The sequence below is a fragment of the Anaerohalosphaeraceae bacterium genome (assembly GCA_037479115.1).
Classification (GTDB): Bacteria; Planctomycetota; Phycisphaerae; order Sedimentisphaerales; family Anaerohalosphaeraceae; genus JAHDQI01.
In genome coordinates this window covers 14,092-35,423 of the sequence record JBBFLK010000012.1, presented here as the reverse complement: position 1 = coordinate 35,423, position 21,332 = coordinate 14,092, and the positions used below count along the sequence as shown (strand labels likewise).

Sequence of the window (21,332 nt, the reverse complement as noted above, 5' to 3'; positions counted from 1 at the left end):
AAGGGCCTCCATGTGAAAGAGGAATCGTCCAGACAGTCTGTTTCGTTTCGGCTGCCGACGTTCTGGTCGGAACCCGGAATCTGGCTGACGGCACTGGCGGGGCTGATTCTGTCTGTGTTTGCCTTTTTCGGCTCTCTGACGGCCGTGGAGCGGATGGCGGTTCGCGACTTTTCCCAAAAGGCCGAAGCCGGCGGAACGGCCTTTCGCACGCTTCTCGAGCGGATGTTTTTCGACCTCGGTTCGCTGGAGCGTTTTATTGAATGTTCCGAGGAAGTAACGGCACAGGAATTTCGGGATTTTGTCGAGCCGATTCTGAAGAACTCTCCTGTCCTTCTGTCCGTCAGCTGGTTTGACATTTCCGCTTCGGAGGCGTCAAATCCATCATCGGTTTTCCGATTCGGAGAGCCGTCGGTCAGCGGAGCCCGGCAGCGGGAACTCTTCTGGAATCCCGACCCGTCGGTCCTCCGGCGGGCCCAGCAGAGCAGAAAACCGTTTGTCTGCTATCCGGACCTGGATACAAACCGGCCCGGGCTTTTCCGGACAGCGGTCTGCATTCCGATAAACCCCAAGAACGGCGAATCCTCCGCTGCCGCCGGGGCATGCCTGGTGGGGCTGTTTGAGGTGGGGCGTTTTCTGAACACCCGATGGGCGGCGGAAGAGGGGCTGTCTTTTGCTCTGCAGGACTGCTCCGGCAATCCGGACAATGTCTGGCTTTACGGACTCCGCCGCCTTCCGCCGCCGGCAAAGTGGCTTGATACCTTCCGCATTAATCCCGCCGCATTTTCTTATTCAGAAACGATTCCCTGCGGCGATCGGCTCTGGCGGCTGCATTGCCGGCCGAGGGCCAATTACCAGGCGGGGTTTGTCGTGCAGGTGCCGTGGATGATTCTTTCGGGCGGGCTGTTTTTGTCTTCGATGCTCACGCTGTATTTGTGGGATTTGCATAAGCGCAACCTTCGTACGGAACAGCTTGTGGCTCTTCGGACTGCTGAGCTGGCCGAAGAAAAGAAGAAGGCGGAGGAGTGGGCAAGCCGGGCCGAGCAGGCCAATCAGGCCAAAAGTTCTTTTTTGGCCAATATGAGTCATGAAATCCGCACGCCGATGAACGCCATTCTGGGCTTTGCCGAGCTGCTCTGCGAGACGCATCTGGATGCTTCGCAGCGGCATTTTCTGCAGCTGATTGTGGACAGCGGAAAGAATCTGCTGGGCCTGATTAATGACATCCTCGATTTTTCGAAGATTGAGGCAGGCCGGCTGACGGTGGAGAAGATTCCGTGTGCCCTGCCGGATTTGCTCCTGAGCGTCAAGGCGATGATGGAGCCGGCGGCGATGAAGAAACACCTGGATTTTCGAATTATGCCGCAGGGGCCGATTCCGGCGGAAATCGTGACAGACCCTCTTCGGCTGCGTCAGTGTCTGATTAATCTGCTGGGCAATGCTGTGAAGTTTACCAGCCGGGGGCATGTGTATCTGCGTCTGTTTGTTCAGACGGAAAACGAGCGGCCGGTTCTCTGTTTTGCCGTGGAGGATACCGGGATTGGAATTCCTCCCGACCGTCTGGAGAAAATATTTGAGCCCTTTGTGCAGTCCGATGACAGTACGACGCGGCATTACGGCGGCACGGGGCTGGGGCTGACGATTACCCGCCGGCTGACGGAATTGATGGGCGGCACCCTCAGCGTGGACAGTCGGGTCGGAGAGGGCTCGGTCTTTACACTGCGTCTTCCGGCAGACAGCCCGCCGGGCTGCACAGCGGTGTTTTCTGATGAGCTGTTTGAGAAGGGACCGTCGGAAGCAGCTGTTCCGGAGGCACAGCCGATTCGCCTCTGGGGCCATGTGCTTGTTGCCGAAGACGCTGCCGCCAGCCAGATTCTCATCCGCAAACTGCTCGAGAAGTACGGACTGGAGGTAACCATTGTCGACAACGGGAGGCATGTGGTTGAGGAAGCTTTGAAGGGTTCATACGACCTGATTCTGATGGATATGCACATGCCGGAGATGAACGGCTATGACGCCACGCGGCTCCTGCGGGAGCAGGGCTGCGTGATTCCGATTATCGCCCTGACGGCCAGCGCCTTAAAGAGCGACGAAAGCAAGTGCCTCCAGGCCGGCTGCGACGGCTACCTGACCAAACCGATTAACCGGGCCGCTTTGCTGCAGACCCTTCAGAAATATCTGCTCTCGGAGCGCATTCCCACGTCGGTTCAGATCGCTCGCTGCGAGCCATCCGAAAACCCGCGCGATTAAAACAGGTTTTCGCAGAATGAGTCTGGGTTCATCGAATCGTCAGTTCTGCAACCGCCTCCTGAAGCCCGTCGGATACGGCCTGAATTCGGACGTTTCCCGTTCGGCCTTCGAGGGTGCGGACAATCAGCATCGCTTTGCCGTAAAACAGCTTGCGGCGGTCCGCCTGGAAGGGCTCAAACGACATCGGGTTGCCGCTGCCGACGCCGGCAATTTCCGCCGGACCCCGCACAGTAAACCGCACGAGGTTGTCCGCCAGCGGACACAGATTGCCTTCTTCATCCAGCGCTTCGACGAGGACATAGGACAAATCCTCTCCGGTTGCCGCCAGAATGGTTCGGTCCGGCGTCAGACGCAGACGAGCCGGGGCTCCGGCCGTGCGCATGACCGCCTCGCCGATGACTTTGCCGTCCTTGTAGGCCACGGCCTTCAGTTCGCCGGGTTCATAGACGACATCATTCCAGCGGAGACGATAGCGGTATGTCGGCAGATAGTAATCCGACTCGACGTCTCTTGAATAGACACCCAGCCGTCGAATCGAGGCCCAGCAGTTGTCCTGAAGGGCGGTAAAGACGACCCGGACATATCGGGCTTCGGCGTCCATCTCAAAGAAAGCCTCCCGGGCGCCGCCCCACTGCGGCACGCGGCTGGTCTGCTTTTCGGCGGCGGTTTTCCAGATTTGGCCGTCTTCGGACAGCTCAATGCGGCATCCGTAGTTTTTGGCCTCGCGTTCAAACTCAATCTGAACGCACCGAATCGGCTCGATGCGCTCCAAATCCACCGTCAGCCACTGGTTTGTTTCTCCGGAGGCGGCGCACCAGCGGGTCTGGCTGTTTCCATCCACGGCGTTTTCAGGCAGGTGTCCCTGTTCCGTCTGAACACTGGAGGCCTGAACGGCTTTGCGCTCGGCCAGATTGACCGGCCGTTCGGGGACCTGCCCTTTGACGCGCCGGCCGAGGGACTTTCCGTTCAGGAACAGCTCGGCGCTGTCGCCGTTGGTATAGACAAACACCGGCACGTTCTTTCCGATGCGGTCCGGCCAGTTCCAGTGCGGCAGAATATGTACGGTTGTTGTATCGGGCCGCCAGTAGCTGCGGTACAGATAATAGCGGTCTTTCGGAATGCCGCACAGGTCCACAATTCCGAAGTAGGAGCTGCGGGCTTCCGCATCAAACGGCGTCGGTTCGCCCAGATAATCAAACCCCGTCCAGACCATCTCGCCGGCGACGAAGGAATCCTGTTCCATCAGGGCAAATTCCACATCGACGATATCCGACCAGGGGGCGGCGTTCAAATCATACGAGCAGACCTGATAGGTTTCGGAGTAGTCGGTTTTGACCTTCGGCAGCGGCAGTTCATAAAAGCCGCGTGTGCTCAGGGCGGAGGCCGACTCGCTGTACACAATCGGCTTGTGCGGATAGCGCTGGCGATAGATGGAATACCGACGGGCGTAGTTCCAGCCCATCAGGTCCAGCGAATCGAGAATCGGCTGGTTGGCGGTCTGGGGAATGTGGCAGGCCATTCCGACCGGACGTGTGGCGTCATATTTCAAAACGAAATCCCGCATCATCGTCACCCGCTCCGGCGATTTGCCTTCGCGGTCGTGGGGGTAGTTGCTGATTTCGTTGCCGATGGACCAGACGACTACGGAGGGATGATTGCGGTCGCGCATGACGAAATTGCGAATCTGCCTGTGGCCGTATTCCTCCAGCGGCGGCTGACCGTTGACGCGTCCGGCCTTGTCATCCCATTTGTCAAAGCACTCATTCCAGACGATAAAGCCCATCCGGTCGCACAGCTCCAGCAGTTCCGGGGCGGGCGGATTGTGGCTGGTTCGAACGGCGTTGACGCCGATATCCCGCATGATTTCCAGCTGCCGCTCCATCGCCCGGCGGTAAAACGCCGCCCCCAGCGGGCCGTGGTCGTGGTGCAGGTTGACGCCGTGTATCTGGACGCGCCGTCCGTTCAGATGGAACCCATCATCAGCGGTAAATGCAAAGGTGCGGATGCCGAAGGAGAGCGTCTCTGCATCCAGCAGTTTATCACGGGTCTGGATGCTTACTTGGGCTGTGTAGAGGTTTGGGCTGGTAATATCCCAGCGAACCGGATTAAGTACCTGGAAAGACTGAGCGATTTCCTGCTGACCATTTGCCGGCACGACGATGTCCTGCATTCCCTGTGCAACGGGGCCGCCCTTCGGGTCTCGGATGACGACTTGCAGTGTTGCCGGCTGCGGAATTTCGAGATGATTTTCCAGGACAGTCTGGATATGGACGGTTGCCTGATGGTCGGCCACTTCGGGTGTGGTGATAAACGTGGCCCAGTGTCCGAGGTGAACCGGATGGCAGACCGTCATGGTCACCTTGCGGTAGATGCCGGCGCCGGGGTACCAGCGGGTACCCTGATTGCGGGTGTCCACGCGGACGGCAACCAGATTTTTCTGTCCGAATTTCACATAAGGCGTGGCATCGACGCGGAAGGACATATAGCCGTAGTCCCACTCACCCGCCAATTGCCCGTTGATATAGACCTTGGGGAAGGCCATCACGCCGTCAAAGTCCAGATAGACCCGGCGGCCCTGCCAGTCGGCGGGAAGCTCAAAAGTCTTGCGGTACCAGCCGACGCCCTTCCACGGCAGCTTGCCCGCGTAGCCGTGCTCGTCGGGGTTGAACGGGCCGCGGATGGCCCAGTCGTGCGGCAGCCGAACCGCCTCCCATTTGCTGTCGTCAAAATCCATCTGGGCCGCCTGGGCCGGCTGTTCGCCTTTGCAGAACCGCCAGCCGCTGTTGAAGTTCTTTACGATACGCCCCTGCTCTTCTGTCATACGCTTGCCTCGCTGATTGCCGGCGGTTTGCCGTCCGCAGGAACTGCTCAGAAGGACCGCCCCGGCCAGAATCATTACGGAAAGGGTCGATTTCATCGGATTCTCCTTATTATCAAACTATCCTGACTGCCGACGCTTTCATACTATACCGGCAAATCCCGTCAAGGCAAGAAAGAATCTCTTTCCATTCTTGCTGTACACCGCTGCGCCGGCTATAATGCCTCCAAAGAAGTCAGAATAGGAACGAGAAAAATAGTCCGGCGCCGTCGCCTGGTAAAAGCGAGCTGAAAGGATTAGCCGGGAGAGGGGTATGCTGACCAAGTTAATGATTCGAAACTTCAAGCGTTTCGAAGAAGTCGAAATTGAACTGGGAAATCCTGTTGTTTTCATCGGACCCAACAACTCCGGCAAAACATCCGCCCTGCAGGCCCTGGCGCTGTGGGAAGCCGGGTTGAGGAAATGGGCGGAAAAACGCAGAGGCAAACCCAATCCTGAAAAAAGACCGGGCGTGGCAATCAACCGAAAAGACCTGATCGCCGTGCCGGTTCCGGAAGCCAATCTGCTCTGGAGAAATCTCCATGTCCGTGAAGTATCCAAAGACAACGGGCATCAGAGAACGCAAAATATTCGGATTGACATTCTTGTGGAGGGCCTGACGGAAGGCGAAAGCTGGAAATGCGGATTTGAATTTGATTATGCCAATGAAGAGTCCTTCTACTGCCGGCCTCTGCGAGAAGGTTCCGGCCGATTGCCGGTCCCGGAAAAAGCGGAAAAAACAACCGTGGCCTTTTTGCCGCCTATGTCCGGCCTGGCCGCCAATGAAATCCGTTTGGAGCGGGGAGCGGTCAATGTCAAAATCGGGGAGGGTCGAACCGCCGAAGTACTGCGGAACTTGTGTTATTCGGCTGCGCAGGAAAATCCTTCTCAATGGCAGGCCGTCAAAAAACGCCTGTTTGAATTATTTCGGGTGGAGATGGAGGAACCCCAGTATATTCCGGAACGGGGAGAAATCGTCGCTTTTTATAAAGAGCGGGGGTGCCGGTTTGACCTGTCGTCCTCCGGACGCGGAATGCAGCAGATTCTTCTGCTCCTAGCCTATATGGTTCAGAACCCCGGAGCGGTTTTGCTTCTGGACGAACCGGATGCCCATCTGGAAATCCTGCGGCAAAGACAGGTTTATGCGGTACTCAGTGAGGTTGCGGCGGAAAACGGTAGCCAGATTATTGCAGCCAGTCATTCCGAAGTGCTTTTGAATGAAGCCGCCGGCCGCGACTTGGTAATCGCTTTTTTGGGAAAACCCCGGCGGATTGACGACCGGGGCAGTCAGCTTCTCAAATCGCTGAAAGAAATCGACTTTGAGGATTACTATCTGGCCGAACAGACAGGGTGGGTTTTGTATCTGGAGGGGTCAACCGATTTGGCGATTCTCCGGGCCTTTGCGGAAAAGTTGGGACACGACAAGGCGATGAAGGCGCTGGAACGGCCTTTTGTCAAGTACAAACAGCAGCCGGTTGATGTCCGCAGGCATTTTTGGGGACTTCGTTATGCCGTCCCGCATCTGAAAGGAATTGCGATTTTTGACCGGCTGGATAAAGAGCTTCCGGACGATTTGGGGGCCGAAGGGTATATGACAAAAAAGAGGGAGATTGAAAATTATTTCTGTTTTCCGGAGACACTGTACGGATATGCCCAGTCCGCCGGGGAGCGAAACAGTGCAGGGGACTTATTCGCTCAGGGGGATGCCCAAAAACGGCGCCGAATAATGGAACAGTGTATTCAGGAAATTACCGCTTCTCTGAAAATCCTAAACAAACCGGGGCCGTGGGATGCGGACATCAAGGCCAGCGATGATTTTTTGTCGCCGCTGTTTAAGAACTTTTTTGAAAAACTTCATCTTCCGAATCTGATGGAAAAGAAGCAGTTTTACGAACTGGTTCGATTTGTTCCCAAAGAGAGGATTGACGCGGAAATTATACAAATACTGGACAGAATAGCCGAGATTAAATCGTCGGCTAAAGCGACGTGGGTTGAATAATGTCAGAGAAACTATCTTCAGCTGCAATGGACGCCAGGGAGCTCGAAAAATACAGTTCCGCCCTGACGCTGTCGGATATGGAGTGTTTTGTGTATCCGGAGCTGATGGTTTCGCTGGTGCTGGCGAATCTGATGAGCCCGCTGATTTGGCGCTGGCGCGATGAAGAGTGTTTTGTCAAACTGGGAAATAAAAATCCCTGGCGGCGGCTGATGCGTCTGCGTCAGTATATTATGGATGAGTTCGAGTTTAACCTCGACCTGAACACCTGGGGGCTGACGCGCAAGGATGTGGAGCTGAACCGGTTTAAGGACGTCATCTCGCCGGAGGATATCGCCCGCTCCAACGCCCTGTTCGGCTACACCGGCGACAAATACTATTTTGATGTGGACATCCGCCGGCATTTCGGCCTGGACAAATATGACGGCGACGTCATTCCCTACTGGAAGACCGAGACGGTGGAGGCGATGGCCGCCTTCCGCCGCAAAGAGGGCTACCAGACCGGCGCCGGCGAGTGCGTATCCCTGTCGGCCCTGTATGCGGCGGCGGCCTTTATCGTCTGCGGCATCCCGCTGGAGGATATCTTCCTGATTCTGACCCCCCTGCATTCGCAGAACTTTATCGACATTCAGGACGGAGTCATCACGAACAACCGCCGGCTGGTGACCAAGGCGATGTGGTTTAACGGCACAGAGATTTCCAACAAGGCCCAGCGGGCGCTGCGCAACGAACAGGTGACCGTGGTCGGCCATGTCACCGGCTGTATTCACTGCTTCTATGACAAAGCCACGATTGACCCGCAGCAGTATCAGCGGCTTCAGCGGCTGCTTCGGGACTATCTGGACGCCCCGCTTACGCAGCTGAATTTTGCCAATTTTCTCCGCTCACAGAAGCCCTATCAGCCGTATTTCCAGTTCTGCCGGCACCGCCGGGGCGAGCGGATGTTTGTCAAATCCGAGGTCCTGTTCGGCTATGAGCACGGCAGCCGCTATCGGATTCTCGATGCGACCTTTGACAAACTGCTCGAAGAGGTCGAAGAGGAGGATTTCAGTCCTTATCCCATTGAAGGCCGCCTGTGCTGCGAACAGCTGGCTCGTTTTATCGAGGCCGAACAAATCGATATTAAGAATCCGGACCACCGATTCAAGCTGGCAAGGTTTTTATCGCCGTTCGTGCCGGAGGCCGAAAAACTGGTGGAGGAGCTCAGGCAGTTCCTGCACATTGACCCGCGTCTGCCGTCTCCGGAAAAACAGTATGAGCCCGCCGAGCCGATTCGAATCTCACCGGATTTTTCGCGGGAGGAGATTCTCGATTATCTCGAATCGATTCGCTCCAAGAGTCCGACGGCCGATTTGGCGTTTTATGCCTATCGCGATATGACGCGCTGCCGGTGGGAGCCGTTTATCAAGGCGGCGCTGGAGCGCTCGCCGGTCTCCATTGAACAGGCGGCGGCTCGCTCGGATGAGCAGGTGTATGAGTTTCTGCGCGAGATGTCCAATGAGTCGATTTATGACGGCCCGCGGCTGGCCCAGCCCGATGAGGTGGCCAACTTCAAAACCGGCGACGGCATCGAAAAGGCCTTCTATCTGGCCAATGTTCTGCGGCGGCGCCATCCGCAGCGGACGATGACCCTCGACATTGACGGGCCGACGGTTTGTCTGCGAGCCGACCGGGATTATCTGTTTGAGTCCGTCAAGGGCCTGCACAAACGAATCCGCCTGGAACCCGATGCCTATTTCGCTGACTGACTCCGATGAACACACGTCTGCGTCTGCCCTCCGTTGTCTTCTTTTGTGTCGGCTTTATGGTCTGCTGGACGATTGCGCCGCTGTATATCAAGACGCTGACCGGTGTGCTCGACTCCTGGACACAGAATTTCCTTCGCTATTCGACGGCCTTTTTGTTCTGGCTTCCGTTTCTGCTGTGGACCTCCGCGCGGGACGGCCTGCCCAAATCAGTATTTGTTCGGGCACTGGTGCCGTCCGCCTTCAATGTAGCGGGCCAGAGCTGCTATGCCGCCGCGTTTTACTACGCCGACCCTGGTTTCGTGACGCTGGTGACGATGACGCTGGTCTTCTGGGTGGCCCTGTTTTCGATGATTTTGTTCCCGGCGGAAAGGCGGCTGCTGCGAAGCGTTCCGTTCTGGGTCGGCACGGCTCTTTCGATAGCGGGGGTATGCGGTGTGGTGATGTTTCATCCGGAGTTTTCAGCGAAGGCGACACTGCTGGGGACGCTGCTGGCGGCCCTGATGGCGGTCGGCTGGGGCTGCTATACCGTCTCCGTCAAGGCCCTGCTGGGCGAGGTGGACAGCCGGCTGAGTTTTTCCGTTATCACGATTTACACGGCGCTGGGACTGGGCATTCTGGCCTTTGTGATGGGTCGGCCGTCCGATGCCCTTCGGCTGGATTGGCTCCGCTGGAGCCACGTGGTTATTTCGGCCCTGGCGGGCATCGCTATCGGTCATGTCCTCTATTATGCGGCCATCCGCCGCATCGGGGCCAGCATTCCCACAATGTTTCTGCTGCTGCGGCCGTTCAGCGTGCTGGTCGTCTCGGCCTTTCTGTTTGCAGAGCGCCTGACCGCCCTGCAGTGGCTCTTCGGATGCATCCTCATCGGCGGTTCGTATTGTTTTGTTCTGGCCCAGAAGCAGCGGCAGGCCGAAGCCCCCTCCGCGCCGCTGGGCGCTCAGGACTGAACCAGCCGATAGGTGTCCGCCGCAATCGCCGCTTCTTCGTTTGTAGGAATCACATAGACCTTCACGCGCGAGCAGTCTGTGCTGATGAGCCGCTCTTTGGGCTCGCGGGCCTCGTTGCGGGCTGCATCGACCTCAATCCCCAGCTGCGGCAGGTCCGACAAAATCTGCCGGCGAATAGCGGCGTTATTTTCCCCGATGCCGCCGGTGAAAATCACAGCATCCAGCGTTCCAAGAACGGCCGTGTACGCTCCGATATATTTTTTGATTCGATAGCAGAAGATGTCTATCGCCAGCTGAGCCCGCGGGTGCCCCTTGGCGGCCTGCTCAGTCAGATTCCGCATGTCATTGGAAACGCCCGAAATGCCCAGCAAACCGCTCTTTTTGTTGAACATTTCGTTCAGCTGGGCGACGGAGTAGCCCTTGTCCGCCAGATAAAACACAATCGCCGGGTCGAGGTCTCCGCAGCGGGTTCCCATGATGACGCCTTCCAGCGGAGTCAGGCCCATCGAGGTATCGACGCTCCGACCGTTTTTGACGGCGGTAATCGAGCAGCCGTTGCCCAGATGACAGGTGATGGCATTCAGGGCGTACTTGTCGCGTCCCATCAGTTCCGCCGCCCGCCGCGCAACATACCGATGACTGGTTCCGTGAAAGCCGTATCGCCGCACGCGGTATTTCTCGTAAATCTCGAACGGAAGACCGTACAGATAAGCCGTCTGCGGAATCGTCGCGTGAAACGCCGTATCGAAACAGGCAACCTGAACGGCGTTCGGCAGGGCCTGCTGAGCGGCCCGAATGCCCGTCAGATTCGGCGGGTTGTGCAGCGGCGCCAGGTCCGCAAACCGTTCAATGGATTTGAGCACGGCATCGTCAATTTTGACCGAACCGGTAAACTCTTCGCCCCCGTGTACAACGCGGTGCCCGACCGCCTGAATCTCTGCGGCGTCTTTGACCGCACCCACGTGAGCATCTGCCAAAATGGCGAGGATGACTTTCATGGCCTGCTGATGGTCGGCCGCCTGAACAGACCGGCTAATCTGATGGGTGTTTGCCGAATAGTGAAGCTGCGCCTCCGCTTGTCCGATCCGCTCGACCATTCCTTTGGCCGCAATTGTTCCGGCCGGCATCTCAAACAGCTGAAACTTAATCGAAGAGCTGCCGGCGTTAATCACCAGTATCTTCATTGCCGAATCCCCAAAAATCAGTTAGAAACGAAAGGAAGGATTATACCCCTCTTCTGATACGGGTCAACGACGAACAGATGAGAATCTCCTGAACAGGCCGCCGTTTTTTGCCGTACTAAAACGAAGCAAACGGCATCTTTTTTATAGACAATGGCCCTATAAATGCGGCATAATTGAGCCAATGAAGCTTGGCAATCGAATTGTGATGACTCTGGCAGGCCTGCTGCTGGCCGCGGCGGCGCTTTTAAAATTCCACGAGGTCCTCACCGTTTACATCCCTTCCTGGCGGGAACACGGCATCTGGGAATCGTACGAGTTTTTCCTGTTTCAAATCCCGCTGGAGTTTGCGCTTGGGGTCTGGATTGTTTCCGGAGTGTTCCGCAAGGCCTCCTGGCTGGCGGCGACGTGCGCCTATTTTGCCTTTATTTTTGTGACGCTGGGCAAGGCGCTGGTTGGGGCGGAATCGTGCGGCTGCTTCGGTCGAATTCACGTAAACCCCTGGTACACCTTGACTTTGATTGACATCCCGTTCTTTGTTCTGCTGCTGATTTTCCGTCCGAAAGGGGAAAAACTGCTTCCGCCGCCCTGGCCGCATCCTCTGCACGCGTTGGCGACGGCCGTTCCGGCAATCGGGTTTATGGCGATTGCCGCCCCCATTCTGGTTGCACTTCGTCCGGAATTTAAGAAACCGGAGCAGTGGACGCCGGTGGCGAAACCGGTTCGTCCTATACTCATTCCGCTTCCGCCAAAAGTGGAAACGCCCCAGCCGGAAAATATTCCCCAGAATACCCAGATTGCCCAAACAGAAGAGCCGGACACAAAAGAGCCGGCAACGCCCGATAACGTCGTTCCGGAAACCCCAGAGGAGCCTGTCAAGGAAACTCCGGCGGTTCGGTCAGAAGTGCCCCAATGGCCGTGGCTTCAGTATATTGATATTGCCGACCAGCTCAAAAGCGGCATTGCGGTCATTCTGATGTATCATCATGACTGCCCCACCTGTGCCCAGATGGTTCCGCTGTACGATGAGTATGCTAAGGAGATGGCTAAGCAGGGTGAGACGCTGATGACCATCGCCTTTGTGGCAGTGCCTCCCTATGGCGAGGCCGGGCCTGTACCGGCGGACACCCCCTGCCTGAAGGGTCGGCTGAGCGACAAGCAAAAATGGGCGATTATGAGCCCCTATGTAGTGGCCCTGGTTGACGGCGGGTTTGTGAGAGACTGGCCGCAGGGTACGGCTCCCCAGCCCGAGACCATCCTCGATGAAATCTTTGAGCACCCCTGATTCTTTGCCCCGCTTCGATTGACAATCCTCTCCTATGGTTGTATAGTTTGCCTAAGTACCGTAAATTGTCATTCAGCGAGGGATTGATTCGATGGCTCAGGCAAGGATGCAGCGGAAAATCTGGGAGATTCGCCCTCGCTGTGCCCATTCCAAGACCCTTGCCGAACAGCTCAAAATCACGCCGCTTTTTGCTCAGGTGCTTCTGAATCGGCAGATTTCCGACCCGAAGAGTGCCCAGTCGTTTCTGTCGCCGAAGCTGACGGACCTGATTGAGCCGGGGCGTCTGCCGGGGATGACGGAGGCCGTGGAGCGCATCCGTCGAGCCATCGAGCGTCAGGAACCCATTGTTCTGTATGGGGATTATGATGTGGACGGCATCAGCAGCGTGGCAATCCTCTGGCATTTGTTCCGTCTGCTGAATGTTCGGGCGGATTACTACATTCCCCATCGCGTTGATGAGGGATATGGGCTGAACGCCGAAGCCGTTCGTCAGCTGGCCGAAGCGGGGATGAAACTGCTGATTACGGTGGACTGCGGCATCAGTGCCTGTGAAGAGGCGGCTTTGGCCCGTCAACTCGGAATGGATGTGATTCTTACGGACCATCACCGCCCGGGGCCTGTGCTGCCGGAGGCGCAGGCGATTGTTCATCCGCTTCTGGACGCGGATTATCCGAATCCAAATGCGGCCGGTGCAATGGTTGCTTTTAAGCTGGCCTGGGCGCTGGCCGAATCGTACCGGCGCGGCGGACAGATGCCGCCGGAACTGCGCCAGTACCTGCTTAATGCCACAACGCTGGCGGGGCTGGGCACGATTGCCGACGTGGTGGAGCTGCGCGGAGAAAACCGGGTGATTGCGGGCTTTGGTCTGAAGGCCCTGGAGGAATCGAATCTGTGCGGCATCCGTGCCCTCATCGAGGCGGCCGACCTGGCCGGACGCGGGCTGGACAGTTATGACATTGCCTTTACGCTGGCCCCGATGCTCAATGCCGCCGGCCGAATGGGGCACGCCCGGCTGGCTGTGGAGCTGCTGACGACTGACAGCCCCTACCGGGCGATGCAGATTGCTCAGTATCTGAAGGAGCAGAACAAGCTCCGCCAGAAATGCCAGCGGGATATTTTCAAACAGGTCCGCCAGCGGATTCTGGATGCGGGGCTGAATCATCCGGACCGCCGGACGATTGTTCTGGCCGGCGAAAACTGGCACCCGGGCGTCATCGGCATTGTGGCGTCGCGCGTGATTGAGGAGTTCGGCAAGCCCGCCATCCTGATTAATCTGGAAAACGGCACCGGCCAGGGCTCCGGACGGTCGGTGGAGGGGTTTAATCTGTATGAGGCCCTGTGTGCCTGCGGAGAGCATCTGATTCGCTTTGGGGGGCACGAGATGGCGGCGGGCCTTCGCATTCAGGCCGACAAGGTGGCCGCGTTTGCCCAGGCCGTGGAGGAATACGCCCGCCGGCAATGTGCGGATGTGCCGCCCGCGGCGGCCCTGACGATTGATGCAGAGGCGTCCGTGCGGGAGATTTCCGGGCAGTTTATGCGGGAGCTGGCGTCGCTGGAGCCGTTTGGGCAGGGCAATCCGCGGCCGGTGTTTGCCACGCGAGGGGTGCGGCTGATTGCGCCCCCGCGGCGGTGCGGGGCCAAAAACGACCACCTGCAGCTGTCGATTCAGGACAAAACCGGCGCCGTGCGGTGCATCGGATTCGGGATGGGCTCGCTCGAAAAGAAACTGCTCGAAACCGATGCCTTCCACATTGCCTACCAGCCTCAGTACAACACCTACAACGGCTCAACCACCCTTCAGTTTGTCCTCGAGGACATCCAGTTTGAATAACCCTCTTGGGTTTTGAACCGCAGATTTCACCGATTGGGGGAAGGAAGGAATTTTTCACCACGGATTTCACAGATTACACGGATTAAAAAAGGAAGGGGAAAAAAAGCTGAAGGAAGAAAGACGGGGAATTCTGAAGTCCTAAATTTTAAATCCGATACTCGAAAAAGAAGGAAGGGTATAGACAGAAAGGATTATGAGTCCGCGGCTTGTCCGCTGGAGGCTGGACACTGGCGTCTGGACAATGTCCCTCGGGAGATAGCCCCGCCCGAAAGGACGGGGACAAAGAGCAGGTAGGGGACGTGCCGTTTCTTTCCCCGGGCTTGTCGCCCGGGGCTATTTCCCGCGCCCAAGCCGTCGTCATTCGCGCGCAGACCCGTGTCCTTCCCGCGCAGGCCGCCGTCATTCCCGCGCAGGCCGCCGTCATTCCCGCGCAGGCCCGTGTCCTTCCCGCGCAGGCCGCCGTCATTCCCGCGCAGGCGGGAATCCAGGCCTTTCCCGCGACTTGTTCTCCGAAGCTTCAGCGAAGAAGGAAGGCGGGAATCCAGCGGATGGAAAAATCCGAAATTCGAAATCCGAAACAATTCACCACAGATTGCGGGGGTTCCACAGATTCAAAAAAAGCAAACGAATTCTGATGACTGATAACTGATGACTGATAACTGATGACTGATAACTGATAACTGATGACTGATAACTGATAACTGGCAACTGGCCGCTGGCGTCTGAACCCTGTCCGCCGAAAGATAGCCCCGCCCGCCAGGGCGGGGAAAAAGAGCAAGAGAGGAGGTGCGCCGTTTCTTTCCCCGGGCTTGTCGCCCGGGGCTATTTCCCACGCCCAAGCCGCCGTCATTCCCGCGAAGGCCGGAATCCAGGAATTCAAAACTCTGGACCCCCGCCTTCCTCCTTCGCTGAAGCTTCGGAGCACAAGCCGCGGGGGTGACACAACAGAAACCGACTGTTTCATCCTGAAAAGAGCAACCGGGGTTCTTGCTGTCGGGCACTTTCCGGATTAAGATAGAGGCGAGGTGAAGGAGATTTGTTTATGAAACAATACGAAGCGGTGATCATGGCGCTCGAACAATTGGGAGGGTATGCAACTTTAGGTGAACTCTATGCGGCCACTCTGAAAATTCCCGGTGTCAAGTGGGGTACGAAAACCCCCTGTGCTTCCATCCGTCGAATTGTTCAGGAGCATGAAGAGTTTTTCAAAATTCGCCCGGGTTTGTGGGCACTGAAGAAATACAAAGAAAAACTTCCTGCACCGCTGCAGGCCTCTAAAAAAGCCGGACAAGACACTAAAGAAAGACGCCGTTTCGACCATACTTACTATCAGGGACTTTTGGTTCAGCTGGGCAATTGGAAAAATTACATCACGTATATCCCTGCCCAGGACAAAAACCGCCGCTTTCTGGAGAAACAGACTCTCGGTTCCATGGCCGGACAAACGGAAATACCGTCCTTCACCTATCCTGACATAGTCAATCGGGTCAAAAGTGTGGACGTTATATGGTTTAACAATCGTAAACTGCCCATGGCCGTTTTTGAAGTGGAGCATTCCACGGACATAAAAAATTCGCTGATTAAATACGTTGAGCTGGCGGATTTTCGAACTGAAATGACCATCGTGGCCGATGCGCACCGCAGGCGGGAGTTTGAAGAGGTGCTTCATTCCCGTGCGTTTGAGCCGATTGCTCGTTTTGTTCGATTTTGGAGTTACCAGGATTTATCCGCCACCTACGAGAAACAGTCGGCTCTTTCCGCTTTCGATTTTCCCAACTTTTCATAGAAGACCGGCATCTAATAAGATAATTTTCATTTTTGCAGTCTATAGTCTGTCGATCTTCCTTTTTTCCTTTCTATGATACTGCGCAGTCAGTGTCACAAAACCTATGGAAGGATTGGTTATGAGAAAATCCAAGATACGGCCATCGATTGTTGCTCATGTAAAAAATCCGAGTCAGCCGGAGGCGACGACGGTCTGGTCGTTTCCGGTACGGGGCTCGTGGGCGACGCACAGCAGCCGCTATCGGGGCAATTTTGCTCCGCAGGTGGCCCGCAATATCATCCAGATGTATTCGCAGCCGGGCCAGACGGTGCTGGACCCGATGGCAGGCGGCGGCACCACGCTGATTGAGTGCCGTCTGCTGGGCCGCCGCTACATCGGCTGCGACATCAATCCCGCAGCTGTGGCCCTGTGCGAACAGGCGGTCGATTTTCCGCTGGACGGTCCCGATGCGGGCGGACAAATCGTCTGTGCGGATGTGCGGGACCTGTCGTTTCTGGCCGACGCGTCCGTGGACCTGATTCTCACGCATCCGCCCTATCTGAATCTGATTCGCTATTCCAGCGGCCGGATTTCCGGCGACCTGTCCAACATTTCCAGTGTGGACAAATTCTGCCGGGCGATGCGGGAGGCCGCCGCCGAACTGTACCGCGTGCTCAAAGGCGGCCGCTTCTGCGCCATCCTCATCGGCGACACCCGCCGGGGCCGCCATTTTGTCCCGCTGGCCTTCCGCGTAATGGAGCAGTTTCTGGAGGTCGGTTTCGTTCTCAAGGAGGACATCATCAAGGTCCAGCACAACTGCACGTGCACGGGACGGTGGATTGCCGCAGCGCGAAGGAATCGGTTTTATTTGATTATGCACGAGCACCTGTTTGTCTTCCGCAAACCCGCCCCGCGGGAGGACCTGAGCCGGCTGAAGGATTCCCGCCGCCCTGCCAAATGCTAAAGGCCCCTTTCGAGGAGGGGCCTTCACCGATGACGGAAAGTCTTATCCGAACCACAAAAGACGTCGGATGCTCTACGGCGCCGGTTTCCAGACGGCGGTTTGGCCTTTGGGAACGGTGAGGGTCTGCAGGGTGTCTCCATAGCGGATGCGGCAGGGATGTCCGAATCGGGACTGGATGACGGCCTGCTCGAGCCGCCCGTCTTTCCAGCGGATATCCGCGACAAAGCCGCCGCGGGCGCAGAGACCCTTAATGGAGCCGGAGGGCCACTCCTTCGGCAGGGCCGGCAGCAGAATCAGCTCCCAGACGTCGCCGGCCCGCCGGCTCTGCAGGAGCATCTCGGTGATGCCCGCCGTGCCGCCGAAGTTGCCGTCTATCTGGAACGGCGGATGAGCGGAAAAGAGGTTCGGATAGGTGCGGTCGGGGCTCAAAAGCATCTGAAGGATTTTGTAGGCCCGCTCGCCGTCGCCCAGTCGGGCCCAGAGATTCAGCCGCCAGGCCAGTCCCCAGCCGGTGGATTCATCGCCGCGAATCTCCAGAGATTTGCGGACCGCCTGTGCCAGCTCCGGGCTGTCAAAGCGGTTGATTTGCCAGCTCGGATAGAGCGCGTACAGGTGCGAAACATGGCGGTGATTCATTTCCGGCGCCTGCATATCCCAATCCTCGAGCCATTCCTGCAGCTGGCCGGCGGTCCCGATTTGATGCGGGGCCAGACGCTGCCGTGCGGCGGCCAGCCGGGCGCGGAAGTCCGCGTCGATATCCAGAATCTCCGCCGCCTGAATGCAGCAGGCGAACAGGTCACGCAGAATCTGCATATCCATCGCCGGGCCCGCACAGATGCTGGCGCCTTTCGGGTGGGCATTTTCCGGCGAAAGAGACGGGCAGGTGACCAGCCACTTGTGCCGGGGCTCTTCCACGAGCGTATCGAGGAAGAATTGAGCCGCTCCTTTCAAAATGGGGTAGTACTCTTTCAGGAATTCCTTATCGAAGTGGTATTCATAATGGTCCCAGAGATGGATGCACAACCAGGCCCCGCCGGTGGGCCAGAGTCCCCAGAACACGCCGTCGATGGGCGCCGATGCCCGCCACAGGTCGGTGTTGTGATGAGCCGTCCAGCCGCCGGCGCCCCAGGTGACTTTGGCGGTTCGGGCGCCGGTGCGGCTTAAGTCTTTAATCATTCCAAACAGCGGCTGCGTGCACTCCGGCAGATTCGTCGGCTCGGCGGGCCAGTAGTTCATCTCCGCATTGATGTTGATGGTGTATTTGCTGCCCCAGGGCGGGGTCATGCTCTCGTTCCAGAGGCCCTGCAGGTTGGCGGGCTGACCGCCCGGACGCGACGAAGAAATCAGCAGATAGCGTCCGTACTGGAAGAACAGCACGGCCAGGTCCGGGTCGTCCGCCGGGTTGTTCAGGGCAATTCGCCGGTCGGTGGGCAGCTCCGCCGCCGGCGTGGTGCCCAAATCAAGCTGCACACGGTCAAAAAGACGCCGGTGCTCCCGGATGTGGGCTTCTTTGAGCTGCTCATAAGACACTGCAGCGGCCGTTCGAATGTGTTCCTGAGTGAGGGCCTGCGGGTCGCCGCTGACATCTTCATAATTTTTGTAGCTGGTGGCGGCGGCGATGAGAATCACCGCACTGTCGGCGCCGGAAACGCTCAGGGCGTCACCGTCGGCGCGGCACTGACCGCCCTGATGGAGAATCCGGATGCGAGCCTCAAACTTCAGAGCGCCTGCGATGCCTTCGGCGGAGCCGTTGGTTCCGCGGACAACGAGCGTACAGTCGTCTTCGGTTTCCACGCGGGCCTGCTGCGGGGTCTTAAAGGAGGCCCGGAAGGAGATTTGCCCGGGTTTGTCGGCGGCCAGCCGGCAGACGAGAACCTGATGAACCGGCGAAGAGAAAACCTCCCGGGTGAAGAGCACGCCGTCTTTTTTGTAGGAGACCTCGGCAACAGCCGTATCGAGCTGCAGCGAGCGCCGATACGATTGCACCGGTTCGACGGAGCCGAAGGACAGCCGCAAATCGCCGACGGTCTGATACGGCATCTGCCGCAAAGGGCGGGCCATCATCGTCCGGGAAGCCAGGTCGGCGGCTTCTCGGTAGCGGCCTTCGAAGATAAGCCTGCGGATTTCGGGGAGGGCCTGCGGGCCTTCGGGGTTGTCCGGCTGATAGGGACCGCCCGCCCAGAGCGTATCTTCATTGAGCTGAAGCCGCTCTGTATCGAGGCCGCCGAAGACCATCGCCCCCAGACGGCCGTTTCCGACCGGCAGGGCCTCGACCCACTGCCGGGCGGGCTGGGTGTACCAGAGGGTCAGGGGTTTGCGGTTTTCCGCAAGCGAGACGGCGGCCAGAGCCATCCAGACCGCCGCCGGAATGATTCGAATCCGTTGGGAAGGCATAGTGCTCTCCGAAAGAGATGTCGCTTTCTTACGATTTGGGTTTCGGGAAATCCGCCGGCGAGCGGAAGACATGCTGGAGGAACCAGTACAGGTTGTTCTGCCACTCGGTCGGGTCATGGCCGTGCGAATCCACATGCCAGATGTGGGGGATGTTGTGTTCCTTCAGATAATAATGAAGACGGCGGCCGATGGGCAGCAGGCCGTCCTGGCTGCCGCAGGCCAGATAAAGCAGCTTCAGCTGAGTGCGGGTTTTGTCCGGGTCGGGCACGAGCTCCGCCGGCTGTTTGGTGTTGGGAGCGGCGGAAAAGGCCCCCAGCCAGGCAAACTTGTCGAGGTGTTTAAGGCCGAAATTGAGGGTCTGGCCTCCGCCCATCGACAGACCCGCCAGCGCACGATGTTCGCGGTCGTTCAGCACCGAATACCGGCTTTCGATGGCCGGGATGACATCGTTCAGCAGGTCCTGCTCGAACCGCTCGAAGGCGGGAGCGTGGCTGAACACGTTGCCTTCGGCCCGGTCGTTGGGCTGGGCCCGTCCGTTGGGCATCACGAGAATCATCGACACCGCGCGGCCGTCGGCCAGCAGGTTGTCCATCAGGACATCGGGCGAGGCGAAGCGCTGCCATTCGGTTTCATCGCCGCCGATGCCGTGCAGCAGATACAGCACAGGGTATTTGCGATCGGGAGAATAATTCGGCGGGGTATAGACGAGCATCTTGCGGCGCGTGCCGACGGTTTTGGAATCGTACTCAATCATCTCCATCCGGCCGCGCGGGATGCCGTCGCGTTTCTGATTAAAGCCCGCCGGCGGTTCATCAAAGACGGGCTTGTCATCCGCTTCGAGGGCGACGGGCTGGCCGAATCCGCCGGGTCGGCGGGACGCAGGAGCAGGCGGTTCCGACGAAGCGGCGGAGGCGGCAGAAGCAGCGGGCGATTTGGAATCCGTTCGAAAGACCAGCTGGGCAAACTGATAGAAACTGCGCCGCCAGGTCTGCCACTCGTGAGCGGTATTGGGGGAGATATAGCAGACGGCGTTGATGCCGGCGGCCTTCAGCTGCTCGACATGGTTTCGAATCATGTCGGGGTTTTCTTTGGAGCCGCAGCTTTCAAAAATCAGTTTGACCTTTTTGTTGAATTCTTCCGCGTTGGCCATAACGCCGCCGTGGGCTGTGGCCGGGTCGCCGACGGTGCCGCCGCTGAAGATGCCGATATGCGAGAACACATCCAGATTGCGCATGGCGATCACATTGGTCTGCATGCCGCCCATGGACAGACCCGCCATGGCCCGATAGGGCTGCTCGGCCCGGGTGCGGTATTGGCTGTCAATCATCGGGATGACTTCCTGCAGGAGCACCTTTTCGAAGGTATCGGCCCAGCCGGGCGGCGGCCAGGGGCGGCCTTCTTCCCGCCGCGGGCGGGGTTGTCCCGGCGCCGTCCAGGTCCCGTTGTCCATCACAATCAGAAACGGCACGGCACGGCCTTCGGCCAGCAGATTGTCCATAATCAGATTGACCCGACCCTGGTTGGACCAGCCGGTTTCGTCTTCTCCGCCGCCGTGCTGCAGATACAGCACAGGATAGCGGGCAGAGGTGTTCGTTTCATAATCCGGGGGTGTATAGACAAAACACCGACGGAAGGCATTGGTGATTTTGGAAAAATAGATGTGCTGGCGGACCTGTCCGTGCGGGACATCCTTCAGGGCGTAGAAATCCTGGTCGTGGGCGGGAGTTTCCACGCCGCTGCCCCAGCGGCTGGCGCCGTAAAAATAGAGAGTGCCCGGGTCCGGCACCGCCGCCCCGTCAATAATCAGCTGATAATAATGAAACCCTTCGTCCTGCGGGGCGGACATGCCCGTCCAGACCCCTTCTTCATCTTTGGTCATCGGATATTTGACGGCGCCGATGTCCAGAAAGACGCTGCGGGCCTCGGGTGCGGAAATCCGGGCCAGAACGCGTCCTTCCGAATTAACCTGAGGGTATTGACGGCCCGGCTGGTTCAGGGGGGACGGTCTGAAATCGTCTTTGGGGGCGGGCGCATCCGTCTGGGCCCGGCCGTACAGTCCGATACTCAATAAAATCAGCCAAACGAGTCCTTTGTGTTTCATCAGAAGTCTCCTTCGA

Annotated in this window: 13 protein-coding genes; 9 read left to right on the top strand and 4 right to left on the bottom strand. The window is 58.0% G+C overall.

All coding sequences use genetic code 11. The features are described from left to right. Window positions 1-12 precede the first annotated feature (12 nt). On the top strand, window positions 13-2,247 hold the full coding sequence (locus tag WHS88_07370; protein MEJ5259990.1) for an ATP-binding protein: 2,235 nt from the start codon (window positions 13-15) through the stop codon (window positions 2,245-2,247). A gap of 28 nt (window positions 2,248-2,275) precedes the next feature. On the opposite strand, the gene WHS88_07365 is transcribed toward WHS88_07370, so the two are convergent. Further along, entirely contained in the window at window positions 2,276-5,164 is a 2,889-nt protein-coding gene (locus WHS88_07365; GenBank protein MEJ5259989.1) for a glycoside hydrolase family 2 TIM barrel-domain containing protein, read from the bottom strand. A gap of 214 nt (window positions 5,165-5,378) precedes the next feature. Between WHS88_07365 and WHS88_07360 the strand changes: the two genes are divergently transcribed. The 3 genes from WHS88_07360 to WHS88_07350 are packed head-to-tail and all read left to right on the top strand — an operon-like array spanning window position 5,379 to window position 9,795. Next, window positions 5,379-7,103 (top strand): AAA family ATPase, encoded by a 1,725-nt coding sequence (locus tag WHS88_07360; protein ID MEJ5259988.1) that lies wholly within the window; start codon window positions 5,379-5,381, stop codon window positions 7,101-7,103. Next, complete coding sequence (locus tag WHS88_07355) at window positions 7,103-8,848, top strand: hypothetical protein (GenBank protein MEJ5259987.1); 1,746 nt, start codon at window positions 7,103-7,105, stop codon at window positions 8,846-8,848. The genes WHS88_07360 and WHS88_07355 overlap by 1 nt, the downstream gene beginning before the upstream one ends. A gap of 5 nt (window positions 8,849-8,853) precedes the next feature. After that, window positions 8,854-9,795, top strand: a complete 942-nt coding sequence (locus WHS88_07350) for a DMT family transporter (GenBank protein MEJ5259986.1) — start codon at window positions 8,854-8,856, stop codon at window positions 9,793-9,795. On the opposite strand, the gene WHS88_07345 is transcribed toward WHS88_07350, so the two are convergent. After that, window positions 9,786-10,979: an acetate kinase gene (locus WHS88_07345; GenBank protein ID MEJ5259985.1), complete on the bottom strand. Its 1,194-nt coding sequence runs from the start codon at window positions 10,977-10,979 to the stop codon at window positions 9,786-9,788. The two genes, WHS88_07350 and WHS88_07345, sit on opposite strands and share 10 nt — an antisense overlap. Window positions 10,980-11,160: 181 nt before the next feature. Here WHS88_07345 and WHS88_07340 point away from each other — a divergent pair, with 181 nt between their 5' ends. From WHS88_07340 to WHS88_07320, 5 genes are all read left to right on the top strand, one after another. Further along, window positions 11,161-12,261, top strand: coding sequence for a MauE/DoxX family redox-associated membrane protein (locus tag WHS88_07340; GenBank protein MEJ5259984.1), 1,101 nt, complete (start codon window positions 11,161-11,163; stop codon window positions 12,259-12,261). 91 nt (window positions 12,262-12,352) lie between these two features. Next, window positions 12,353-14,092 (top strand): single-stranded-DNA-specific exonuclease RecJ, encoded by a 1,740-nt coding sequence (gene recJ / locus WHS88_07335; protein MEJ5259983.1) that lies wholly within the window; start codon window positions 12,353-12,355, stop codon window positions 14,090-14,092. Window positions 14,093-14,391: 299 nt separating this feature from the next. Next, complete coding sequence (locus WHS88_07330) at window positions 14,392-14,727, top strand: hypothetical protein (protein MEJ5259982.1); 336 nt, start codon at window positions 14,392-14,394, stop codon at window positions 14,725-14,727. A gap of 407 nt (window positions 14,728-15,134) precedes the next feature. After that, window positions 15,135-15,878 (top strand): hypothetical protein, encoded by a 744-nt coding sequence (locus tag WHS88_07325; protein ID MEJ5259981.1) that lies wholly within the window; start codon window positions 15,135-15,137, stop codon window positions 15,876-15,878. 118 nt (window positions 15,879-15,996) lie between these two features. Beyond that, window positions 15,997-16,821, top strand: coding sequence for a DNA methyltransferase (locus WHS88_07320; GenBank protein ID MEJ5259980.1), 825 nt, complete (start codon window positions 15,997-15,999; stop codon window positions 16,819-16,821). Window positions 16,822-16,893: 72 nt separating this feature from the next. Here WHS88_07320 and WHS88_07315 read toward each other — a convergent pair whose 3' ends face one another. Both WHS88_07315 and WHS88_07310 read right to left on the bottom strand, forming a co-directional pair. After that, the gene (locus WHS88_07315) at window positions 16,894-19,215 is read right to left on the bottom strand and encodes a glycoside hydrolase N-terminal domain-containing protein (GenBank protein MEJ5259979.1); all 2,322 of its coding nucleotides are present in this window, start codon (window positions 19,213-19,215) and stop codon (window positions 16,894-16,896) included. A gap of 28 nt (window positions 19,216-19,243) precedes the next feature. Then, the gene (locus WHS88_07310; GenBank protein MEJ5259978.1) at window positions 19,244-21,316 is read right to left on the bottom strand and encodes an alpha/beta hydrolase-fold protein; all 2,073 of its coding nucleotides are present in this window, start codon (window positions 21,314-21,316) and stop codon (window positions 19,244-19,246) included. Window positions 21,317-21,332: the final 16 nt, after the last annotated feature.